17 protein-coding genes and 1 other RNA gene are annotated in these 19,566 nt (G+C 71.8%); 15 read left to right on the top strand and 3 right to left on the bottom strand.

Features of this window, described 5'->3' with window-relative positions:
• The first annotated feature begins 140 nt into the window (after positions 1-140).
• The 8 genes from EU555_RS10290 to EU555_RS10255 all read left to right on the top strand — a co-directional run bounded on the left by EU555_RS10290 (position 141) and on the right by EU555_RS10255 (position 8,662).
• On the top strand, positions 141-1,595 hold the full coding sequence (locus tag EU555_RS10290) for an FAD-binding oxidoreductase (RefSeq protein WP_135414553.1): 1,455 nt from the start codon (positions 141-143) through the stop codon (positions 1,593-1,595).
• 142 nt (positions 1,596-1,737) lie between these two features.
• Positions 1,738-4,095, top strand: coding sequence for a xanthine dehydrogenase family protein molybdopterin-binding subunit (locus tag EU555_RS10285; RefSeq protein WP_135414552.1), 2,358 nt, complete (start codon positions 1,738-1,740; stop codon positions 4,093-4,095).
• Entirely contained in the window at positions 4,092-4,403 is a 312-nt protein-coding gene (locus EU555_RS10280; protein WP_205820860.1) for a DUF2218 domain-containing protein, read from the top strand. The genes EU555_RS10285 and EU555_RS10280 overlap by 4 nt, the downstream gene beginning before the upstream one ends.
• A 401-nt stretch (positions 4,404-4,804) precedes the next feature.
• A non-coding RNA gene (gene ssrS / locus EU555_RS10275) (6S RNA) lies at positions 4,805-4,963 on the top strand.
• A 10-nt stretch (positions 4,964-4,973) separates the two neighbouring features.
• Complete coding sequence (locus EU555_RS10270) at positions 4,974-5,564, top strand: 5-formyltetrahydrofolate cyclo-ligase (protein WP_135414551.1); 591 nt, start codon at positions 4,974-4,976, stop codon at positions 5,562-5,564.
• An 8-nt stretch (positions 5,565-5,572) separates the two neighbouring features.
• Positions 5,573-6,394 (top strand): TIGR00282 family metallophosphoesterase, encoded by an 822-nt coding sequence (locus EU555_RS10265; RefSeq protein ID WP_135414550.1) that lies wholly within the window; start codon positions 5,573-5,575, stop codon positions 6,392-6,394.
• Positions 6,395-6,573: 179 nt separating this feature from the next.
• Entirely contained in the window at positions 6,574-7,641 is a 1,068-nt protein-coding gene (locus EU555_RS10260; protein WP_135414549.1) for a MotA/TolQ/ExbB proton channel family protein, read from the top strand.
• Between the two features lie 7 nt (positions 7,642-7,648).
• Positions 7,649-8,662 carry a peptidoglycan -binding protein gene (locus EU555_RS10255; protein WP_135414548.1) on the top strand — a complete coding sequence of 338 codons (1,014 nt, stop codon included), beginning with the start codon at positions 7,649-7,651 and terminating at the stop codon, positions 8,660-8,662.
• A 235-nt stretch (positions 8,663-8,897) separates the two neighbouring features.
• Here the strand turns inward: EU555_RS10255 and EU555_RS10250 are convergent, their stop codons facing one another.
• The gene (locus EU555_RS10250; RefSeq protein WP_135414547.1) at positions 8,898-10,703 is read right to left on the bottom strand and encodes an ABC transporter transmembrane domain-containing protein; all 1,806 of its coding nucleotides are present in this window, start codon (positions 10,701-10,703) and stop codon (positions 8,898-8,900) included.
• Between the two features lie 216 nt (positions 10,704-10,919).
• Here EU555_RS10250 and rpmE point away from each other — a divergent pair, with 216 nt between their 5' ends.
• A complete protein-coding gene (gene rpmE / locus EU555_RS10245) occupies positions 10,920-11,156 on the top strand; it encodes a 50S ribosomal protein L31 (protein ID WP_245524237.1) in 237 nt (78 codons plus the stop codon).
• Between the two features lie 108 nt (positions 11,157-11,264).
• Here rpmE and rcdA read toward each other — a convergent pair whose 3' ends face one another.
• Together rcdA and EU555_RS10235 are read right to left on the bottom strand one after the other, a co-directional pair.
• The gene (gene rcdA / locus EU555_RS10240; RefSeq protein ID WP_135414545.1) at positions 11,265-11,789 is read right to left on the bottom strand and encodes a protease adaptor protein RcdA; all 525 of its coding nucleotides are present in this window, start codon (positions 11,787-11,789) and stop codon (positions 11,265-11,267) included.
• Positions 11,790-12,496: 707 nt separating this feature from the next.
• Positions 12,497-12,688 carry a DUF1192 domain-containing protein gene (locus EU555_RS10235; RefSeq protein WP_135414544.1) on the bottom strand — a complete coding sequence of 64 codons (192 nt, stop codon included), beginning with the start codon at positions 12,686-12,688 and terminating at the stop codon, positions 12,497-12,499.
• Between the two features lie 215 nt (positions 12,689-12,903).
• Here EU555_RS10235 and rpmH point away from each other — a divergent pair, with 215 nt between their 5' ends.
• The 6 genes from rpmH (at position 12,904) to EU555_RS10205 (ending at position 19,526) form a co-directional block, all read left to right on the top strand.
• Positions 12,904-13,038 (top strand): 50S ribosomal protein L34, encoded by a 135-nt coding sequence (rpmH, locus tag EU555_RS10230; protein ID WP_010300405.1) that lies wholly within the window; start codon positions 12,904-12,906, stop codon positions 13,036-13,038.
• Between the two features lie 30 nt (positions 13,039-13,068).
• The gene (gene rnpA / locus EU555_RS10225; RefSeq protein ID WP_135414543.1) at positions 13,069-13,563 is read left to right on the top strand and encodes a ribonuclease P protein component; all 495 of its coding nucleotides are present in this window, start codon (positions 13,069-13,071) and stop codon (positions 13,561-13,563) included.
• 114 nt (positions 13,564-13,677) lie between these two features.
• On the top strand, positions 13,678-15,531 hold the full coding sequence (yidC, locus tag EU555_RS10220) for a membrane protein insertase YidC (protein ID WP_135414542.1): 1,854 nt from the start codon (positions 13,678-13,680) through the stop codon (positions 15,529-15,531).
• The gene (gene yihA / locus EU555_RS10215; protein WP_135414541.1) at positions 15,531-16,208 is read left to right on the top strand and encodes a ribosome biogenesis GTP-binding protein YihA/YsxC; all 678 of its coding nucleotides are present in this window, start codon (positions 15,531-15,533) and stop codon (positions 16,206-16,208) included. The genes yidC and yihA overlap by 1 nt, the downstream gene beginning before the upstream one ends.
• Positions 16,205-16,579 carry a DUF423 domain-containing protein gene (locus tag EU555_RS10210; RefSeq protein ID WP_135414540.1) on the top strand — a complete coding sequence of 125 codons (375 nt, stop codon included), beginning with the start codon at positions 16,205-16,207 and terminating at the stop codon, positions 16,577-16,579. The genes yihA and EU555_RS10210 overlap by 4 nt, the downstream gene beginning before the upstream one ends.
• A gap of 115 nt (positions 16,580-16,694) precedes the next feature.
• On the top strand, positions 16,695-19,526 hold the full coding sequence (locus EU555_RS10205; RefSeq protein WP_135414539.1) for a bifunctional transaldolase/phosoglucose isomerase: 2,832 nt from the start codon (positions 16,695-16,697) through the stop codon (positions 19,524-19,526).
• The last annotated feature ends 40 nt before the right edge of the window (positions 19,527-19,566 follow it).

Below are 19,566 nucleotides of genomic sequence, written 5' to 3'. Positions count from 1 at the left end.
GGCGGAGTTTCGCGAAGCGGCGGCCCATCTTGGAAAAGCGGCCAACCGAGAGCTATCTAGAGGGTGGCACCGCGGCGCGCCATCCCGCCCCGCCGCAACCCCCGCCTGACGCCAGGCCCGAGAACAGCCGCCCGCGCCCCGTGACCCACAGCCTCCTCGACACCCTCGCGGCCCGCCTCGGGCCCGCGCACGTCCTCACCCGCGAGACGGACATCGCCCCCCATCTCGCCGAGACCCGCGGCCTCTACCGGGGCGAGGCCCTGGCGGTCGTGCGCCCGCGCAGCACCGAGGAGGTCGCCTTCGCGGTCGCGGCCTGCGCGCAGGCGCGGGTGCCGGTGGTGGCGCAGGGCGGCAATACCGGTCTCGTCGGCGGCGGCGTGCCGTTCGGCGGGGTGGTGATCTCGCTCGCCCGCCTCGACCGGGTCCGGGCGGTCGATCCCCTCGACGCCACCATCACGGTCGAGGCCGGCTGCGTGCTGGCCAACGTCCAGCAGGCGGCCGACGAGGCCGGCCTGCTGTTTCCGCTCTCCCTCGCCTCCGAGGGCTCGTGCCGCATCGGCGGCAACCTCGCCACGAACGCTGGCGGCACCGCGGTGCTCGCCTACGGCAATGCCCGCGAGCTGACGCTCGGCCTCGAGGTGGTGCTGGCGGACGGGCAGGTCTGGAACGGCTTGCGCGCGCTGCGCAAGGACAATTCCGGCTACGACCTGAAGAACCTCTTCGTCGGCTCGGAGGGCACGCTCGGCATCATCACGGCGGCCGTGCTGCGGCTGCACCCGAAGCCGGTCTCGAAGGCCACCGCGTTCCTCGGCCTTGCCTCGGCCCGCGCCGCGCTCGACGCCTTCGGGCGCCTGCGCGACCGGCTCGGGCCCCGGCTCACCGCCTTCGAGTACGTGCCGCGCTTCCCCCTCGAGGTGGTCCTGCGCCACCTGCCCGGCGCCGTGCGCCCGCTCGCGGGCGACCACGCCTCCTACGCCCTCGTCGAGATCTCCTCGCCGGCGCCCGACGCGTATGACGAGCTCGAGGCGCAGCTCGGCGAACTCCTCGAGGCCGGGCTCGCGGAGGACGCGGTGCTGGCCCAGAGCCAGGCGCAGGGTGCGGCCCTGTGGCGCCTGCGCGAGAGCCTGTCGGAGATGCAGGGCTTCGAGGGCGGCTCGATCAAGCACGACGTCTCGGTGCCGGTCTCCCGGGTGGCGGAGTTCCTGGAGCGGGCGACCGTCGCCTGCGAGGCGGCCCTGCCGGGGGTACGGGTCTGCGCCTTCGGGCATTTCGGCGACGGCAACATCCACTTCAACCTGACCCAGCCGGTCGGGGCCGAGACGGCGGCCTTCCTCGCCGAGTGGCCGCGCTTCAACCGCATCGTCCACGACATCGTGCACGCGATGGACGGCTCGATCGCCGCCGAGCACGGCGTCGGGCTGATCAAGCGCGACGAGCTGCCCCGCTACAAGGACCCGGTCGCCCTCGACCTGATGCGCCGCCTCAAGGGCGCCCTCGACCCGCAGAACATCCTCAATCCCGGCAAGGTGCTGGCGGCGGAGAGCGGGCCGGAGGCGCTGCCTGTCGCGCCGGCCCGGCCGGCGGGGGCGGCCTGATCCCTCCCCGCTCGATGCCAGGGAGCCGGACGGTCGCGGCGCGAGCCGTGCCTTCCGCGCCGGGGTGGGCTGCCTGCCCGCGTCTTGCTTGCTCCCGCCGAGTTGTTAGCTGAAGACGACAAGACTCCCGGAGAGCCCCGGCATGAACGCCCGTCCCGACGCCCGCGACTTCGCCACGCCTCAGAAATTCGGCATCGGCCAACCGGTGCCGCGGGCCGAGGACCCGGTGCTGGTGCGGGGCGAGGGCCGCTACACCGACGACCTCGCGCTCGCCGGCCAGGCCTACGGCGTGTTCGTCCGGAGCCCGATCGCCCACGGCATTCTCCGCGGCATCGACGCCGAGGCGGCACTCGGCCTGCCGGGCGTGCTCAAGGTGATCACCGCCGCCGACCTCGAGGGCTACGGCACGATCGGCAACGCCCTGCCGTTCAAGAACCAGGACGGCACGCCGATGCGCAAGCCGGCCCACCCGTCCCTCAGCATCGACCGGGTGCGCTACGTCGGCGAGCCGGTCGCCCTCGTGGTGGCCGAGACCCTGGCCGAGGCCCGCGACGCCGCGGAGGCCGTGGTGCTCGACATCGAGGACCTGCCCGTCGTCACGACGCCCGACGAGGCCGCGGCCGAGGGCGCGCCCCTCCTGCACGACGACGCACCCGGCAACCTCGCCCTCGACTTCCGCACCGGCGACCAGGCGGCGACGGACGCGGCCTTTGCCAAGGCGGCCCACGTCACCTCCCTCGACCTCCTCAACAACCGCCTCGTCATCAACCCGATGGAGCCGCGCTCCGCGATCGGCGTGTACGAGGCGGACAGTGAGCGCTTCACCCTCCATGTCGGGTCGCAGGGCGTGTTCGGCCTGCGCAACAACCTCGCCGACGGCGTCCTGAAGCAGCCGCGCGACAAGGTGCGGGTGCTCACCGGCAATGTCGGCGGCTCCTTCGGCATGAAGGCGCCGGTCTATCCCGAATACCTGCCGCTCCTGCAGGCGGCCAAGCTCCTCGGCCGGCCGGTGAAGTGGACCGACCTGCGGTCCGAGAGCTTCCTGTCCGACCATCACGGCCGCGACGTCGCGGTGACGGCGGAGCTGGCCCTGAGCGCCGAAGGCGACTTCCTGGCCTTCCGGGTCAAGGGCCGCGCCAATATGGGCGGCTACCTCAACCCGCTGGCGCCGCTGTTCCAGACCGTCAACATCGCCCGCAACATGGTCGGCGTGTACCGCACTCCCGTCTTCGACGTCGCGGTCGCGTGCCTGTTCACCAACACCACGCCGATCGGCGCCTATCGCGGCGCCGGGCGTCCCGAGGGCAACTACTTCATCGAGCGGCTGATCGACACCGCCGCCGCCGAGATGAACCTCGACCGGGTGAGCTTACGCCGCCGCAACCACATCCGCCCGGCCGACATGCCCTACAGCGCGCCGTCGGGCCTCACCTACGACAGCGGCGACTTCCCGGCGGTGCTCGATCGGGCCCTGGCGGCGGCCGACTGGGACGGCTTCCCGGCCCGCCGCGCCGAGAGCGAGGCCAGGGGCAAGCTCCGGGGCATCGGCATCGGCGACTACCTCGAGATCACGGCGCCGCCGCAGAACGAGATGGGCGGCATCCGCTTCGAGGCCGACGGCACGGTGACGATCATCACCGGCACCCTCGATTACGGCCAGGGCCACCTCACGCCCTTCGCCCAGGTGCTGCACGACCGCCTCGGCATCCCGATCGACCGCATCCGCCTGCTCCAGGGCGACAGCGACCAGCTCATCGCCGGCGGCGGCACCGGCGGCTCGAAGTCGCTGATGGCGAGCGGCACGGCGCTGGTCGAGGCCGGCGACCTCGTGATCGCCAAGGGCCGCGAGGCCGCGGCCTCGGTGCTCGAGGCCGGCCCCGCCGATATCGAGTTCCGCGAGGGCCGCTTCACCATCGCGGGGACCGACCGGGGCATCGGCCTCCTCGAGCTTGCCGCCAAGGTGCGGGCCGGCCTGCCCGACCCCGCGGCGCCGAAGAGCCTCGACGTCGCCCACACCCACAAGGAATCGCCCTCGGCCTTCCCGAACGGCTGCCACGTCGCCGAGGTCGAGGTCGATCCCGAGACCGGGGTCGCCACGGTGGTGCGCTACACCACCGTCAATGATTTCGGCACGCTGGTGAACCCGATGCTGGTCGAGGGCCAGCTCCATGGCGGCGTAGTCCAGGGCATCGGCCAGGCGCTGATGGAGCGCACGGCCTATGACGAGCAGGGCCAGCTCGTGACCGGCTCGTTCATGGATTACTGCCTGCCGCGGGCCTCCGACGCCCCGTTCATGGGCTTCGAGAGCCACGCGGTGCCGGCGACCACCAATCCGCTCGGGGTGAAGGGCTGCGGCGAGGCGGGCTGCGCCGGCTCGCTGCCTTCCGTGATGAACGCCCTCGTCGACGCGCTGCGTCCCCACGGCATCCATCACATCAACATGCCGGCGACCCCGCAGGCGATCTGGTCGGCGCTGCAGGAGGCGGGGGGCGCCGCGTGAGCGATCCGGTCACCCTGGCGGCACAAGCCCGCGTCGATACGGCGAATGGCAGCCGCTACCTGACGCAGCTCTGCAAGCACTGGAGCCACAATTTCCCCGACACGACCTTCACGCCGGAACGCGGCGTGGTGCCGTTCGGGGAGGGCCGCCGCTTCACCGCGGAAGCCGACCCGGAGGGGCTGACCCTGCGGGTCGAGGCGGCGGACCTCGAAGCCCTGACCCGAATGCAGGGCGTGGTGGCCGAGCACCTCGCCCGCTTCGCCTTTCGGGAGGATCTGGGCGGGATCGCCTGGACACGGGCGGGGTGAGCAGATGCTGTCCGCGTCCCGACGAGTGACGCGACAGCGTTGAAGCCGATCGCGTCATCCCTGGACGGCCCGGTTCCGCGAGGGGTTGCGAGCATCGGCTTCGGGCCGGATCGGTTCAGGGGCGTCGTGTCTCCGGCCTCTGGTGGCGGCGAGGCGACGGCGGGCCGGCGAGGGGTTCGCACACGCCTTGTTCGTGTGAGGACCAGGCTCCCGACATCCCGACGCGCTGCGACGCGCGATGGCGGGGCGGGGTGTCCCGGCCCCGGGATCCCTCATCCTGGTCCGGCCTCGGCACCGAAACGTCGGTCGGGAGGGGACGCTCCCCCACCCTCTCGATTCCCGCCGCAAATCCCCCGCTCCGCCCCCTTTCGCAACCGCCCCCTCGGCGCTACATGAGATCGGCGGGGCTGCGGTTCTCGTCAGGAGACACATATCCCCGGGGCCTTATCGACTCCCTCGGGAGCTGTCACTGCCCTGGTCCGTGGACCGGGGCATTACGGCGCCCACCTACTTCGTAGGTTTCCCGGGATCGATTCTCCAACGGTTCTCGTGGCTCCGCGCTGGACTTCGATGACGACGGACTCACTCCCCGCCCCCCTGCCGAAGGCTGACCTGAGGAAGGCGGCGCTGGCGCGGCGGGACGGGCTGGCGGCGGCAGCGCGCGAGGATGCGTCGCGCCGCATCGCCGAGATCGTCCTCGCCCTCCCGGAGCTTGCGGAGACCGATCTGGTGGCGGCCTACTGGCCGATCCGCAGCGAGGTCGACGTGCGGCCGCTGATCAACGCCCTGCGCGCCCGCGGCCAGGCGGTGGCGCTGCCGCAGGTGACGCCCGACGGGCTCGTGTTCCGCCGCGCGGCCGAGGGCGACGCGCTCGCTGCCGGCGGCTTCGGCCTGAGCGAGCCGGGACCCGACGCTCCGGCGGTCGAGCCCCGCGCGCTCCTCGTGCCGCTCGCCGCCTTCGACCGGCGCGGCCACCGCATCGGCTACGGCAAGGGCTATTACGACCGGGCGCTCGCCCGCCTCGACGCCGCCGGGCCGGTCCTCGCGGTCGGCGTCGCCTTCGCGGCCCAGGAGACGCCCCGGGTGCCGGACGGCCCGCACGACCGGCCCCTCGACCGCGTCGTCACCGAGGCGGGCCTCATCCACCCCACCGGAGCCTGACCCCCGCCATGCGCCTCCTCTTCCTCGGCGACGTCGTCGGCCGGCCGGGTCGCCTGGCGGTGAGCGAGCGCCTGCCGGCCTTGCGGGAGCGCTGGCGCCTCGACTGCGTGGTGATCAACGGCGAGAACGCCGCCGGAGGCTTCGGCATCACCGAGAGCATCTGCGACGAACTGATCAATGCCGGCGCCGACGCGGTGACCCTCGGCAACCACTCCTTCGACCAGCGCGAGGCGCTGGTGTTCATCGCCCGCCAGCCGCGGCTGGTGCGCCCGGCGAACTACCCGCCCGGCACGCCGGGCCGCGGCGCCGCGGTGGTCGAGACCCGCGCCGGGGCCCGGGTGCTGGTCGTCAACGTGATGGGGCGGATCTTCCTCGATCCCCTCGACGATCCCTTCGCGGCGGCCGAGCGCGAGCTGTCCGCCTGCCCGCTGCGCGACGCCGCCGACGCGGTGATCGTCGACGTCCACGCCGAGGCGACGAGCGAGAAGGAGGCCTTCGGCTGGTTCCTCGACGGACGGGCGAGCCTCGTCGTCGGCACCCACACCCACGTGCCGACCGCCGACCACCGCATCCTGCCGGGCGGCACCGCCTACCAGTCCGATGTCGGGATGTGCGGCGACTACGATTCGGTGCTCGGCATGCAGAAGGACGAGCCGGTGCGCCGCTTCCTGCAGAAGACTCCGGGCAGCCGGCTCGAGGCGGCGACCGGCGAGGGCACCCTGTGCGGGCTCGCGGTCGAGACCGACGATGCCACCGGGCTCGCCCGGCGGGTGAGCCCGGTGCGCCTCGGGCCGCATCTCGAGGAAACCTGGCCGCTTCACTGGGACTGAAGCGCCACGGGCGCTGGACAAGTCTGAGGGCCGGCCGCGCCCCGGCTTGATCGGCCGGACGCCACCCGGCACAGTGCCGCGAGGTTCCGGTCGGTCCGCCCGGCGGAGAGAACCCCGACGTCATTCCGCGCGCGGGCTCTGAAGTCCCGCGCCGCCCGCGAAAGTGAGTACGGCCCGCGATGGCGGCGAGCGCTGCGTCCCCTCCCCTGACATCGCCGCGGATCTACCTGATCCGCATGGCGGTGTTCCTGACGCTGGCCGGCTTCCTGGCCTTCGTGCTCTACCGCCAGATCGTCCCGGCCTTCATGGCCAATCCGGGCCTCAACGGGCTGATCCTCGGGGCCACGCTGATCGCCGTCCTCATGGCGTTCGGGCAGGTGCAGCGCCTCTTTCGCGAGGTGCGCTTCGCCAACCGCACCGCCGCCGGCGCGCCGGATGCCGGCAGCCCCCGCGTGCTCGCCGCGCTGGCGCCGGCCCTGCGCGAGGCGAGGACCGGGCGGGCCCACCCGCAGGCCCAGTTCCAGCCGCTCCTCGACAGCGTGGCCTCGCGGCTCGACGAGGGGCGCGAGATCCTGCGCTACATCGGCGGCCTGCTGATCCTCCTGGGCCTCCTCGGCACGTTCTGGGGCCTGATCGACACCCTGTCGGCGGTCGGCGGCGTGATCCGGTCGATGCGGGCCGGCGGCGGCGACGCCGCGGTGATGTTCGACGAGCTGAAGAGCGGCCTCGCGGTACCGCTGTCCGGAATCGGCCTCGCCTTCTCGGCCTCGCTGTTCGGGCTTGCCGGCTCCCTGGTGATCGGCTTCCTCGACCTCCAGGCCGGCCAGGCCCATACCCGGTTCTACAACGAGCTCGAGGACTGGCTCGTCACCGCCGCCGGGCCGGCCCCCGCCCCGGTGCCGGTCCCCGTCACGGTGCCGGCCGCCGCCCAGGCGGCCTCCTCCCAGCCCGCGGCGGCCCCGCGGCCGCCCGAGCCGGTGCCCGTCCTGCGGGATCCGAGAAGCGAGGCGGTGCTGAAGGACCTCGCCGACGCGATGACGCGGCTCGGCACGCTCGTCGGGGACAGCACCACCCACGGGCGGTCCAGCACCCAGGCGATGGCCAACCTCGCCGAGGGCATCCAGGGCCTCGTCCAGCACATGCGGGCCGAGCAGCAGATGATCCGCGACTGGGTCGAGGCGCAAGCCAACCGTGAGCGCGAGCTCAAGCAGGTGCTCGAGCGCCTCGCCCGGGAGAAGGTGGAGTGAGACCCTGATGGCCGGCCGCCTCGTCCGGCGCGACCGCGCCCTCAACGTCTGGCCCGGCTACGTCGACGCGCTGACGACGCTGCTGCTCTCGGTCGTCTTCCTGCTCACCATCTTCGTCACCGGCCAGTTCTTCCTGTCGCAGGAGCTGTCGGGCCGCGACACGGTGCTGGAGCGATTGAACCGCCAGATCTCGGAGCTGACCGACCTCCTGGCGCTGGAGCGCTCCGGCAAGCGGGCGCTGGAGGAGTCCGCCGCGTCCTTGCGGGCGAACCTCTCGGGCTCGGAGGCCGAGCGCCGGCGCCTGCAGGGCCTGCTCGCGACCGACCAGGGTGCGCAGGGGAAAGCCGCCGAGCTCGGCCGCCAGCTCGAGGCCGAGAAGGGCGCGGCCGCCCGGGCGCTGAGCCAGGTCGACCTCCTCAACCAGCAGATCTCGGCGATGCGCCAGCAGCTCGCGGCGCTGGAGGACGCGCTCGCCGCCTCCGAGACCCGCGACCGCGAAAGCCAGGCCCGCATCGCCGATCTCGGCAGCCGCCTCAACGTGGCTTTGGCCCAGCGGGTGCAGGAACTCGCGCGCTACCGCTCCGACTTCTTCGGGCGGCTTCGCCAGATCCTCGGCAGCCGGACCGACATCCGCATCGTCGGCGACCGCTTCGTGCTGCAATCCGAGGTGCTCTTCTCCGCCGGCCAGGCGGTGCTGAAGCCCGAGGCCGGGCCGGAGATCGACCGGATCGCCAGTGCCATCCTGGAGCTCAACCGCCAGATTCCGGCCGACATCCCCTGGGTGCTGCGGGTCGACGGCCATACCGACGCCCGGCCGATCGCCTCGTCGCAATTCCCGTCGAACTGGGCGCTCTCGGCCGCCCGCGCCATCGCGGTGGTGCAGTACCTCGCCGCCAAGGGCATCCCGCCCCAGCGCCTGCTCGCGGGCGCCTTCGGCGAGTTCCAGCCTCTGGATGCCGGGACGACCGAGGAGGCCTATGCCAGGAACCGGCGGATCGAGATGAAGCTGACGGAACGGTAAAGAAAACCTGCCGAGGACCCTGGGGAAGCAAGCGGCCGATCCTGACACCCTCCGCGTCATCCCGGGACCGCGGAGCGGAACCCGGGATCCAGACACGCAGGCGGGACAGAATAAATTGGAACGCTTCGCGCGCTATTCCTAAACATCCGCGGCTCTGGATTCCGGGCTGCGCTTCCCGGCCACGGAACGACACGCAAGATGTTCGGTCTGGCTTGAAAACCCCATCGAGGTTCTTTCACACCTCCGCCACCTGCCGCTCCCCGGTGAGGTCCACCCCGGCGCCGAATTGCAGCGCCGCGAGCTGCGCGTAGAGCCCGCCGCGGGCGAGAAGCGCGTCGTGGCTGCCCTGCTCGGCGATGCGGCCGTCCTCCAGGACCAGGATGCGGTCGGCGGCCCGGATCGTGGCGAGGCGGTGGGCGATGACCAGGGTGGTGCGGTCCTTCATCAGCACGTCGAGGGCGGCCTGCACCGCCCGCTCGCTCTCAGCGTCGAGGGCCGAGGTCGCCTCGTCGAGGAGCAGGATCGGGGCATCCTTGAGGATCGCCCGCGCGATGGCGATGCGCTGGCGCTGGCCGCCCGAGAGCGTCACGCCGCGCTCGCCCACCAGCGTGGCGTAGCCCTGCGGCAGGGCGCGGACGAAGCCGTCGGCATGGGCCTGGGCCGCCGCCCGCTCGACCTCGGCCTCGCTGGCCTCCGGCCGGCCGTACCGGATGTTGTCGAGGATGCTGCCGCTGAAGACCGTCGGATCCTGCGGCACCAGGGCCATGCGGGCGCGCAAAGCCTCGGGCTCGACCGCGTCGACCGGGACGCCGTCGATCCGGATCTCGCCGGAATCCGGATCGTAGAAGCGCAGCAGCAGCTGCAGCACCGTGCTCTTGCCGGCGCCCGAGGGCCCGACCAGCGCCACGCGCTCACCCGGCGCCACCGCGAAGCTGAGGTCGTGGAGCGCCGCGTGCTCGGGCCGGGTCGGGTAGTGGAAGCGCACCCGCTCGAAGGCGATCTCGCCGCGGGGCGGCACCGGCAGGGCGCGGGGCCGGTCCGGCGCGGCGATCACCGGCACGGTGTCGAGGATCTCGGCCAGGCGCTCGGCGGCGCCCGCCGCCAGGGTCAATTCGCCGTAGACCTCCGAGAGCTGGCCGAGCGCGCTGGCGCCGAACACCGCGTAGAGCACGAACTGCGACAATTGCCCGGCCGAGATCGTGCCGGACGCGACCCCTTGCGCGCCGTACCACAGCACCCCGACGACGCTGGCCGAGATCAGGAAGATCGCCACGCCGGTGAGCAGCGCCCGCGCACGGGCGGAGGCCCGGGAGGCCAGGAACGCCTCCTCGGAGGCGCCGGCAAAGCGGGCGGCCGTCACCGAGGCCATGCCGAAGGCCTGCATGGTGCGCACAGCGCCCACCGCCTCGGTGGCGAAGGCGGAGGCGTCGGCGAGGCGATCCTGCGCGGCCCGCGAGCGGCGCCGCACCCCGCGGCCCGAGAGGATCAGCGGGAAGACGATCAGCGGGATCGCGGCCAGCACCAGCACCGACAGCCAGGGGCTCGTCCAGACCATCATGCCGACCGCGCCGGCGAACAGGAAGAGGTTGCGCAGGAGGATCGAGAGCGAGACGCCGAAGACCGACTTCACCTGCGCGGCATCCGCCGTGAGGCGCGAGACCAGCTCGCCGCTGCGGGCCCGGTCGAAGAAGGCGGGATCGAGGGTTGTGAGGCGGGCGAACACCGCGGCCCGCAGGTCCGCCACCACCCGCTCGCCCAGCGTCACGACGCAGTAGTAGCGGGCGGCGCTTGCGACCGCGAGCACCGCCACCACGCCGATGAGCGCGCCGAAATAGGCGTCGATCATTCCGACCTCGCCATGCGCGAAGCCGAGATCCACCACCCGCCGCACCGCCACCGGCACCACCAGGGTCGCGCCCGAGGCGGCGACGAGCGCCACGACCGCGGCGGCGATCCGGCCCTTGTAGCGCGCCGCGAACGGGAAGAGGGGCTTGAGCGCTCCGAGGGACGCGCGGGGGCGGGCGGTGTCGGAATGGGCCATCTGAACTGTCGTGCTGTCCGGGTGCCGGCGCTTGTTTGGCGCTCGGAGGTGAGGTATAGGCCGCCGCTCATCCGATAACGCGCGATCAATGGCCGCGGCCCGAGGCGGAGCGTTCGGCGCGGGTCGCACTCTTAGGATTTCGTCATGGCAAAGCAAGCAGCCCCCGCCGCCAAGCAGGCGGCCCCCGTCCCCGGCAAGTCGGTCGCGACCCCGAAGGTGGCGCGCACCGCGACCGAGCACCCGGACTACCACTTCATCAAGGTGGTGCTGACGGACGGCAGCTCGTTCACGACCCGCTCGACCTACGGCAAGGAGGGCGACACCCTCAACCTCGACATCGACCCGAGCACGCACCCGGCCTGGACCGGCGGCGAGCAGAAGCTGATGGACCGCGGCGGCCGCCTGTCCCGCTTCAACTCGCGCTTCGGCAACATGTCCTTCGGCAAGAAGTAAGCCCGACGGCCCTGCTTCGCGCGAAAAAAGCCCCGGCCTCGCGGCCGGGGCTTTTTTCATGCCGAGGAACCAGGGAACAGGGTGGGGGAGCGCGCGCTCCCCCCGCCGTCAGCCGAAGGCCACCCGCAGCATGTCGTGCTGGGCGGAGACCGGGCTCACCCGCGGCTCGGGCGTCGGGCGGTCGTCGGAGATCAGGCGGTCGAGGTGGAGGATGCGGGCATGGAGCCGCTTCGACTGGGCGATCAGGGCCTGGAGCGACAGCGGCAGCTCGGCGACGAGCACCGGGTTGGCCTCGTTCGGCTCGGTCGCCGACAGGCGCACCCGGGTCTTCTCCTCGGCGGCCTCGCTCAGGCTCAGCTCGCCCTCGGCGACGGCACGCTGCACGAGGAGCCAGGAGGCGATCTGCATCAGCCGGGTGGTGAGCCGCATGCTCTCGCTGGCATAGGTCAGGGCGGCGTGGCGGGCGAGCAGGCGCGATTCGTCCCGGCCGGGCCCGTCGAGATAGGCCGCGGTCTCCTCCACGAGGGTCATGCCCTCGCGAAACAGCAGCTTGAAGCCGTCGGAGGCCACGAACGTCTCGCCGAAGCGCACGGTGGGCTGCTCGTCTCGAAACATCACGTCCATCCCGCCCATGATCCCTCCTGTGCCACCGCGACGCCGGTCCCGCCTGATTTCGGGACATTCACGGTGCGCTCGGGCCGTCCGGCGCAACGATAGCGCCAGTGCGCGGGCGGCGCGCCGTCAACGAATGATTAACGTTAACGTCAACGCCGGCGGGGCACGGACGATCCCGGGCGCCGCGGAAAATCGGAGCGGGAAAAAAGAAAGCCGCCCCAACGGGGCGGCTGAAAGAGTCGTACAGGGAGGCATCAAACAGAGTGGACAGAGACCACTCGACATCCAGAAAGCTGGACGGCCTTGGTTATCGCCCGGAAGGCTTAAGAAATGGTTAACGCGGGTCGGGCAGGGCCGGGAAAGCGGCCGCGGCGCAGGCGGATGGGCCGGGGGCCCTCGTGCCGGAGAGGCTCGTTGCGGCGGCCGATCGGTGGATGCCGGACGAGGCAGGTGTCTCCCCTCTCCCGTGTGGGAGAGGGGCCGGGGGTGAGGGTGCTACGGTCCTGAGTCATGCTCGAACCATCGTGCTGGCAGCGTGACGGTCGAGCTACATCCTGACGCGTGTCACCCTCACGTGCGATCTTCGATCGCCATACCCCTCTCCCACACGGGAGAGGGGATCCCGCGCCATTCTTAGCTCCAGCAGAGAGGCACGGAAGTGAACGATCAAGCCGCGAAACCCGCGACCGCCCCGAAACGGGACGCGTCCTCGCCCCTGCCCCGCTTCAGAACTTGAACGCCGCCCGGGCCGCCTCCTGCGAGGCCTGCTTGCGCCGCCGGTCCTCCTCGAGCCGGGCGATCTCGCGGCGCAGGGTCTCGATCCGCTCGTCGAGGTCGGAGACCGACAGGGCGGAGAGGTCCTGGCCGATCTCGTGATGGGCCTTCGGCCGGGGCCGGTTGTCGGCGTCGTCGAACATCGGTGTCTCCCTCGCGCACGCCGTCGCGGGCGCCCCGCACGGCCTCGCGCGCGATCCTTAACGCGATTGACTCGGGGGGACCATTCCGCCATACACCGGCGCGACGTGACCGCGCCCGCTTTCGGGCGCGGTTCGCTTTCGCCAAGACATTCTGGACCACGAGGGCCTCGGCGGCGCGACGCGCGCGGCCGGCCCCGGCCTTCGGAGAACGAGCCGTGAAGAGAACCTATCAACCGTCGAAGCTCGTGCGCAAGCGCCGCCACGGCTTCCGTGCCCGCATGGCCACCGTCGGCGGCCGCAAGGTGATCGCCGCCCGCCGCGCCCGCGGCCGCAAGCGCCTGTCGGCGTAAGGCTCGCGCGCGGTGCCGGAGAGCGCCGCGATGAGCGCCGCGGGGCCCGGCGGCGACCCGCCGCCGATCGGCCGGATCACCCGGCGCCCGGACTATCTGGCGGCGGCCAAGGGCCGCCGTTTCCATACCGAGCGCCTGACGGCGCAAGGCCGCCTGCGGGACGACGGACCGCCGGGCGGCCTGCGCGTGGGCTTCACGGTGACGAAGCGCGAGGGCCACGCCACCGAGCGCAACCGGATCCGCCGCCGCCTGAAGGTCGCGGCGAGACAAGCCGGCGAGGCGCACCGGGACAAGGCGGTCGACGTGGTGCTGATCGGCCGGCGCGACGCGCTCGCGGCGCCCTTCGCCCAGCTCGTCGAGGATGTCCGCCAGGCTCTCGGCGTGGTGACGAAGCCGAGGGCGCCGAAACCTCCGGCCGCGGAGGGCGGTCAGCCCGCCCGGAAGCCGGGACGGGGGAAGCGGGGCTCAGGCGGGTCCGGGAAGGCCTCGCGCACGGGGCCGGGAGCCCCGGAACGGAGTTCGTGAGGCGATCCCGGGCAGCCGGAATCGCCTCGTCGTGTTGGTCGTGAGGGCCGAGCGATGCGGGCCGCCAGGCCCGCCCGCTGGTCCCGCTCTTTAGGCGGCAGGCGTCGCGGGTCCATGGGTAACGACAAGACGAACATGATCATCGCCGTGGTGCTGTCGCTGGCAGTGCTGCTCGGCTGGAACTACTTCGTCAGCGCGCCGCAGGTGGAGCGCCAGCGCCAGGAGCAAGCCGCCAGGGAGCAGGCGGCCAAGCAGGCGCAGGCGGCCAAGGACGGCCCGGCGGCGAGCCCGCGCGAAGGCGGTCCCGCGGCGCCGGTGCCCGGCACCCTGCCGGGCGCGCCGGCCGGCAGCCCGGCGCTGGCCGCGAACCGCGCCGAGGCGCTCGCCCGCTCGCCGCGGGTGCGCATCGATACCCCGGCGCTCGCCGGCTCGGTGGCGCTCAAGGGCGGCCGCATCGACGACGTGTCGCTGAAGAACTACCACGAGACGGTCGACGACAGCTCGCCGCGCATCGAGCTGCTCTCGCCCACCGGCTCGGCCAACCCCTACTACGCCGAGTTCGGCTGGGTCGGGCAGAATGCCGGCCCGCTGCCGGGCGGCGACACGGTCTGGACCGCAGAGGGCGACGTGCTGACGCCGCAGAAGCCCCTGGTGCTCACCTGGGACAACGGCGCCGGCCTCACCTTCCGCCGCACCATCTCGGTCGACGACAAGTTCATGTTCACGGTCGCCGACGCGGTCGAGAACAAGGGCAGCAACGCGGTCACGCTCTATCCGTACGGCCTCGTCTCGCGCTGGGGCAAGCCGCACACGCAAGGGTACTACGTCCTGCACGAGGGCCTGATCGGCGTGCTCGGCGACCAGGGCCTGCAGGAATACACCTACGACAAGCTCGCCAAGGAGAACCCGCTCGGCGCTCCCGGCACCCGCGGCCATTCCTGGACCGGCGTGACCGGCGGCTTCCTCGGCATCACCGACAAGTACTGGGCGGCGGCCGCGATTCCCGACCAGGGCGCGCCCTATACCGGCTCGTTCACCGAGCGCGACGAGGGCGCGACCAAGGTCTACCAGGCGAGCAGCCTCGGCGAGGCCAAGCCGCTCGCGCCCGGTGCCACCGTGCAGGCCAGCCAGCGCCTGTTCGCCGGCGCCAAGGAGGTCGGTGCCATCGACGGCTACGAGAAGTCGCTGAACATCAAGCGCTTCGACCTGCTGATCGACTGGGGCTGGTTCTATTTCATCACGAAGCCGATGTTCAAGGCGCTGGACTTCTTCTATCGCCTGTTCGGCAACTTCGGCGTGTCGATCCTGGTCGTCACCCTGATCCTGAAGCTGTTCTTCCTGCCGATCGCCAACCGCTCCTACGTCTCGATGGCCAAGATGAAGGCCGTCCAGCCCGAGATGACCGCCATCCGGGAGCGCTACGCCGACGACAAGATGAAGCAGCAGCAGGCGATGATGGAGCTGTACAAGAAGGAGAAGATCAATCCGGTGGCCGGCTGCTGGCCGGTGCTGGTGCAGATCCCGGTCTTCTTCGCGCTCTACAAGGTGCTATTCGTCACCATCGAGATGCGGCATGCGCCGTTCTTCGGCTGGATCCGCGACCTCGCGGCGCCGGACCCGACCTCGCTGTTCAACCTGTTCGGGCTCCTGCCCTTCACGCCCCCGGACCTGCTCCATCTCGGCATCTGGCCGCTCATCATGGGCGTGACGATGTTCGTGCAGATGAAGATGAACCCTGCGCCGCCGGACCCGGTCCAGGCCCAGGTCTTCACCTTCATGCCGATCATCTTCACCTTCATGCTCGGCTCGTTCCCGGCCGGCCTGGTGATCTACTGGGCCTGGAACAACACCCTGTCGGTGATCCAGCAATACGTGATCATGCGGCGCAACGGGGTGAAGGTGGAGCTGTGGGACAACTTGCGATCGACGTTCTCGCGCACGCCGAAGGCGGCGAAGGCGAAGGGCTGATGCAGGAACCGGTGACGACGCAAGACCAGACCGAGGCCGAGAAGGCGGCCGCCCTGCGCGAAGCGGGGCGGCTGCTCTTCGCGGGGGCGGCGGACTTCTTCCACGCCGCCGACAAGCTGACGGTGCTGCCGCCGATGAAGGGCCACGAGATCGCCTTCGCGGGCCGCTCCAACGTCGGCAAGTCGAGCCTGATCAACGCGCTGACCGGCCGCAACGCGCTGGCGCGCACCTCGCACACGCCGGGGCGCACCCAGCAGCTCAACTTCTTCGACATTGCCGGCAGGCTCGTCCTCGTCGACATGCCGGGCTACGGCTACGCGGCGGTCGAGAAGGCGAAGGTCGCGGCCTGGACCGAGCTGATCCACTCCTATCTGCGCGGCCGGGCCAACCTCGCCCGGGTCTACGTGCTGATCGACGCCCGCCACGGCATCAAGCCGAACGACGCCGAGGTGCTCGACGGCCTCGACAAGGCCGCCGTCTCCTACCAGATCGTGCTCACCAAGGCCGACGCGCTCAAGAAGGGCGAGATCCAGGCCCGGCTCGACGCGACCGCGGCTGCGATCGCCCGGCGCCCGGCGGCCTACCCGGAGGTCATCCTGACCTCGAGCCGCACCGACGACGGCGTCGCGGACCTGCGCGCCAGCATCGCCCGGCTGCTGGCCGAACGCGGCGAATGATCCACCCCGCCGACCGGATCCTCGTGGCCCTCGCCGGCCTCGCCGGGGCGCTCGGCGTCGGGCTCTCGGCGGCCGCGGCCCACATCGCCGGGGCGACGAGCCTCGCCACGGCCGCGCAGTTCCTGCTCTTCCACGCCCCTGCCCTCCTGGGCCTCGCCCTTCTCGCCGGCAGCGGCCGCGCCCACCCGGTCCCGGCGCGGATCGCGGGCTTCGCCCTGGCGCTCGGTCTCGCGCTGTTCTCCGGCGACCTCTCGGTCCGGGCGCTCCTGCAGCAGCCGCTCTTCCCGATGGCCGCGCCGAGCGGCGGAATCGTCCTGATCCTCGGCTGGGTGCTGGTCGCGGTCGCGGGATTCGCGCCGGCGCGGCGCTGACGTACCGGACGCAAGCGTCCTTTTCTCGCGCACGGCCAAGCTTCTCGCGCGCCTCCCCCCTGGACAGCGCCCCCTCGCGGGCCACATCTGCGGCAAGCACGCGGAGACCAGAGGCATGAACCCGCTCAAGACGCTGCACGCCGAACAGGACCAGGCCGTCTGGCTCGATTTCGTCGCCCGGGGCTTCGTCCAGGAGGGCGGGCTGAAGCGCCTGGTCGACGAGGACGGGTTGCGAGGCGTCACCTCGAACCCGGCAATCTTCGAGAAGGCGATCGGCCACTCGGACGAGTACGACGAGGCCCTCAAGGCGGCCGGCGACGAGCGGGTGATCGACCTCTACGAGGGCCTGGCCATCGCCGACATCCAGGCCGCGGCCGACGTGCTGCGCCCGGTCTACGACGCGAGCGGGGGCCAGGACGGCTTCGTCAGCCTGGAAGTGTCGCCCTACCTGGCGCTCGACACCGTCGAGACCCTGGCCGAGGCGCGTCGCCTCCACAAGGCGGTCGCCCGCGACAACCTGATGGTGAAGGTGCCGGCCACGCCCGAGGGCATCCCGGCGATCCGCGACCTCACGGCCGACGGCATCAACATCAACGTCACGCTGCTCTTCGCTCAAGGTGCCTACGAGCAGGTGGCGAACGCCTATATCGAGGGCCTGGAAAAGTTCGCCGCGAGCGGCGGCGACATCGGCCGGGTCGCCAGCGTGGCGAGCTTCTTCATCAGCCGCATCGACGCCGCGGTGGACAAGCTGCTCGACGAGAGGATCGGCGCCGCCAACGACCCGGACGAGAAGGCGGCGCTCGAAGGCCTCAAGGGCAAGGTCGCGATCGCCAACGCCAAGCTCGCCTATCAGCGCTACAAGCGCCTCTTTTCCGGCGAGCGCTGGCAGACGCTGGCGGCCAAGGGCGCCCACCCGCAGCGCCTGCTCTGGGCCTCCACCGGCACCAAGAACAAGGCCTATTCCGACGTGCTCTACGTGGAGGAGCTGATCGGCCCCAACACCGTCAACACCATCCCGCCCGCGACGATGGACGCGTTCCGCGACCACGGACAGGTGCGGCCGAGCCTGGAAGAGGGCGTCGACGAGGCCGAGCGGGTGCTCGCCCACCTCGCCAAGGCCGGGATCGACCTCGACGCGGTGGCGCGCCAGCTCGTCGAGGAGGGCGTGCAGCTCTTCGTCGACGCCGCCGACAAGGTGCTGGGCGCCGTTGCCGGCAAGCGCCAGACGTTTCTGGGCCACGGGCTCGACCGGCAGGCGCTCGCCCTCGGCAGCCTCGACGCGCCGGTGAAGACAGCCATCGAGACCTGGCGCAAGGACGGGCTGGTGCGCCGCCTGTGGCAGCGCGACGCCAAGGTGTGGAGCGGCGCCGACGAGGCGCAATGGCTCGGCTGGCTCACCATCGTGGAGGACGAGGCCGAGAAGGCAGGCGAGTACGCCGCCTTCGCCGCCGAGGTGAAGCAGGAGGGCTTCACCGACGCGGTGGTGCTCGGCATGGGCGGCTCCAGCCTCGGGCCGGAGGTGCTGGCCGAGACCTACGGCCAGCAGCCGGGCTTCCCGCGCCTGCGCATCCTCGATTCGACCGATCCGGACGAGGTCCGGGCGGTCGAGGCCGCGGTGAACCTCGAGCGGACCCTGTTCATCGTCGCCTCGAAGTCGGGCTCGACCCTCGAGCCCAACGTGTTTCGCGACTACTTCCTCGGCCGGATGCGCGACGTGGTCGGGCGCGAGAAGGCCGGCCGCCACTTCGTCGCCGTGACCGATCCGGGCTCGGCGATGGAGAAGGCCGCCAAGGACGACGGCTTCCGGCGCATCTTCTACGGCGTGAAGCAGATCGGCGGGCGCTACTCGGTGCTCTCGGCCTTCGGGCTGGTGCCCGCCGCCGCGATGGGCCTCGACATCGCGGCGTTCCTCAAGAGCGCCCGCACCATGGTGCGCTCCTGCGGCCCCGACGTGCCGCCGGACCTGAACCCGGGCGTGCAGCTCGGCCTCGTGCTGGGCACCGCGGCCACCGGACAGGGCCGCGACAAGGTCACGCTGATCGCCTCCCCGGGCATCGACACCTTCGGCGCCTGGGCCGAGCAGCTGATCGCCGAGTCGACGGGCAAGGAGGGCAAGGGCCTCATCCCGATCGACAACGAGCCCCTGGCGGCGCCGGCCGTCTACGGCAAGGACCGGATCTTCGTCTACCTGCGCCTCGACGAGGGCGCCGACGCGGCCCAGGACACGGCCGTGACGGCGCTTGAGCAGGCCGGCCACCCGGTGGTGCGGATCGCGCTGGCCTCCAAGGCGAGCCTGCCGCAGGAATTCTTCCGCTTCGAGATCGCCACGGCGGTGGCGGGCGCGGTGCTCGGGATCAACCCGTTCGACCAGCCCGACGTCGAGGCGAGCAAGATCAAGACCCGCGAGCTCTTCTCCGCCGCCGAGAAGGACGGCGCGCTGCCGGCCGAGACGCCGGTGGCGGAGGACGACGGCTTTGCGCTCTACACCGATGCGACGAACGCCGAGGCCCTGCGCAAGGGGGGCGCCGGTTCCGACCCGGAGAGCTGGATCAAGGCGCAGGTCGGACGCCTGGGTGCCGGCGACTACGTCGCGCTGCTCGCCTACGTCACCCGCAACCCGAAGCACCTGGCCCCGCTCCAGGCGGCCCGGGTGGCGCTGAGAGAGGCCAAGCACGTCGCGACCTGCGCCGAGTTCGGGCCGCGCTTCCTGCACTCCACCGGCCAGGCCTACAAGGGCGGGCCCGACAGCGGCGTCTTCCTGCAGATCACCTCGGAGGCCCCCGACCTCGCCATCCCGGGCCGCAGCCTCGGCTTCGCCACCGTGATCGCCGCGCAGGCCCGGGGCGATTTCGGCGTGCTCTCCGAGCGCGGCCGACGGGCGCTGCGCGTCCACATCAAGGGCGATGTGGCCAAGGGGCTCGACCGGCTGAGGTCGGCGCTTAGTTAGACGTTAGACCTCGGCCCCCTCTCCCACCCGGGAGAGGGGG

Source organism: Methylobacterium nonmethylotrophicum (assembly GCF_004745635.1).
Taxonomy (GTDB): domain Bacteria; phylum Pseudomonadota; class Alphaproteobacteria; order Rhizobiales; family Beijerinckiaceae; genus Methylobacterium; species Methylobacterium nonmethylotrophicum.
Note: the sequence above shows the minus strand (reverse complement) of the source record. Positions and strands in the feature narration are given on the sequence as shown.

Bases quoted from the DNA above. Each gene is read 5' to 3' on its own strand.
- EU555_RS10285 (WP_135414552.1), top strand. From the start codon at position 1,738: ATGAACGCCCGTCCCGACGCCCGCGACTTCGCCACGCCTCAGAAATTC.
- EU555_RS10270 (WP_135414551.1), top strand. From the start codon at position 4,974: ATGACGACGGACTCACTCCCCGCCCCCCTGCCGAAGGCTGACCTGAGG.
- EU555_RS10265 (WP_135414550.1), top strand. From the start codon at position 5,573: ATGCGCCTCCTCTTCCTCGGCGACGTCGTCGGCCGGCCGGGTCGCCTG.
- EU555_RS10260 (WP_135414549.1), top strand. From the start codon at position 6,574: ATGGCGGCGAGCGCTGCGTCCCCTCCCCTGACATCGCCGCGGATCTAC.
- EU555_RS10255 (WP_135414548.1), top strand. From the start codon at position 7,649: ATGGCCGGCCGCCTCGTCCGGCGCGACCGCGCCCTCAACGTCTGGCCC.
- EU555_RS10250 (WP_135414547.1), bottom strand. From the start codon at position 10,703: ATGGCCCATTCCGACACCGCCCGCCCCCGCGCGTCCCTCGGAGCGCTC.
- rcdA (WP_135414545.1), bottom strand. From the start codon at position 11,789: ATGGGCGGGATGGACGTGATGTTTCGAGACGAGCAGCCCACCGTGCGC.
- EU555_RS10235 (WP_135414544.1), bottom strand. From the start codon at position 12,688: ATGTTCGACGACGCCGACAACCGGCCCCGGCCGAAGGCCCATCACGAG.
- rnpA (WP_135414543.1), top strand. From the start codon at position 13,069: ATGAGCGCCGCGGGGCCCGGCGGCGACCCGCCGCCGATCGGCCGGATC.
- yidC (WP_135414542.1), top strand. From the start codon at position 13,678: ATGGGTAACGACAAGACGAACATGATCATCGCCGTGGTGCTGTCGCTG.
- yihA (WP_135414541.1), top strand. From the start codon at position 15,531: ATGCAGGAACCGGTGACGACGCAAGACCAGACCGAGGCCGAGAAGGCG.
- EU555_RS10210 (WP_135414540.1), top strand. From the start codon at position 16,205: ATGATCCACCCCGCCGACCGGATCCTCGTGGCCCTCGCCGGCCTCGCC.
- EU555_RS10205 (WP_135414539.1), top strand. From the start codon at position 16,695: ATGAACCCGCTCAAGACGCTGCACGCCGAACAGGACCAGGCCGTCTGG.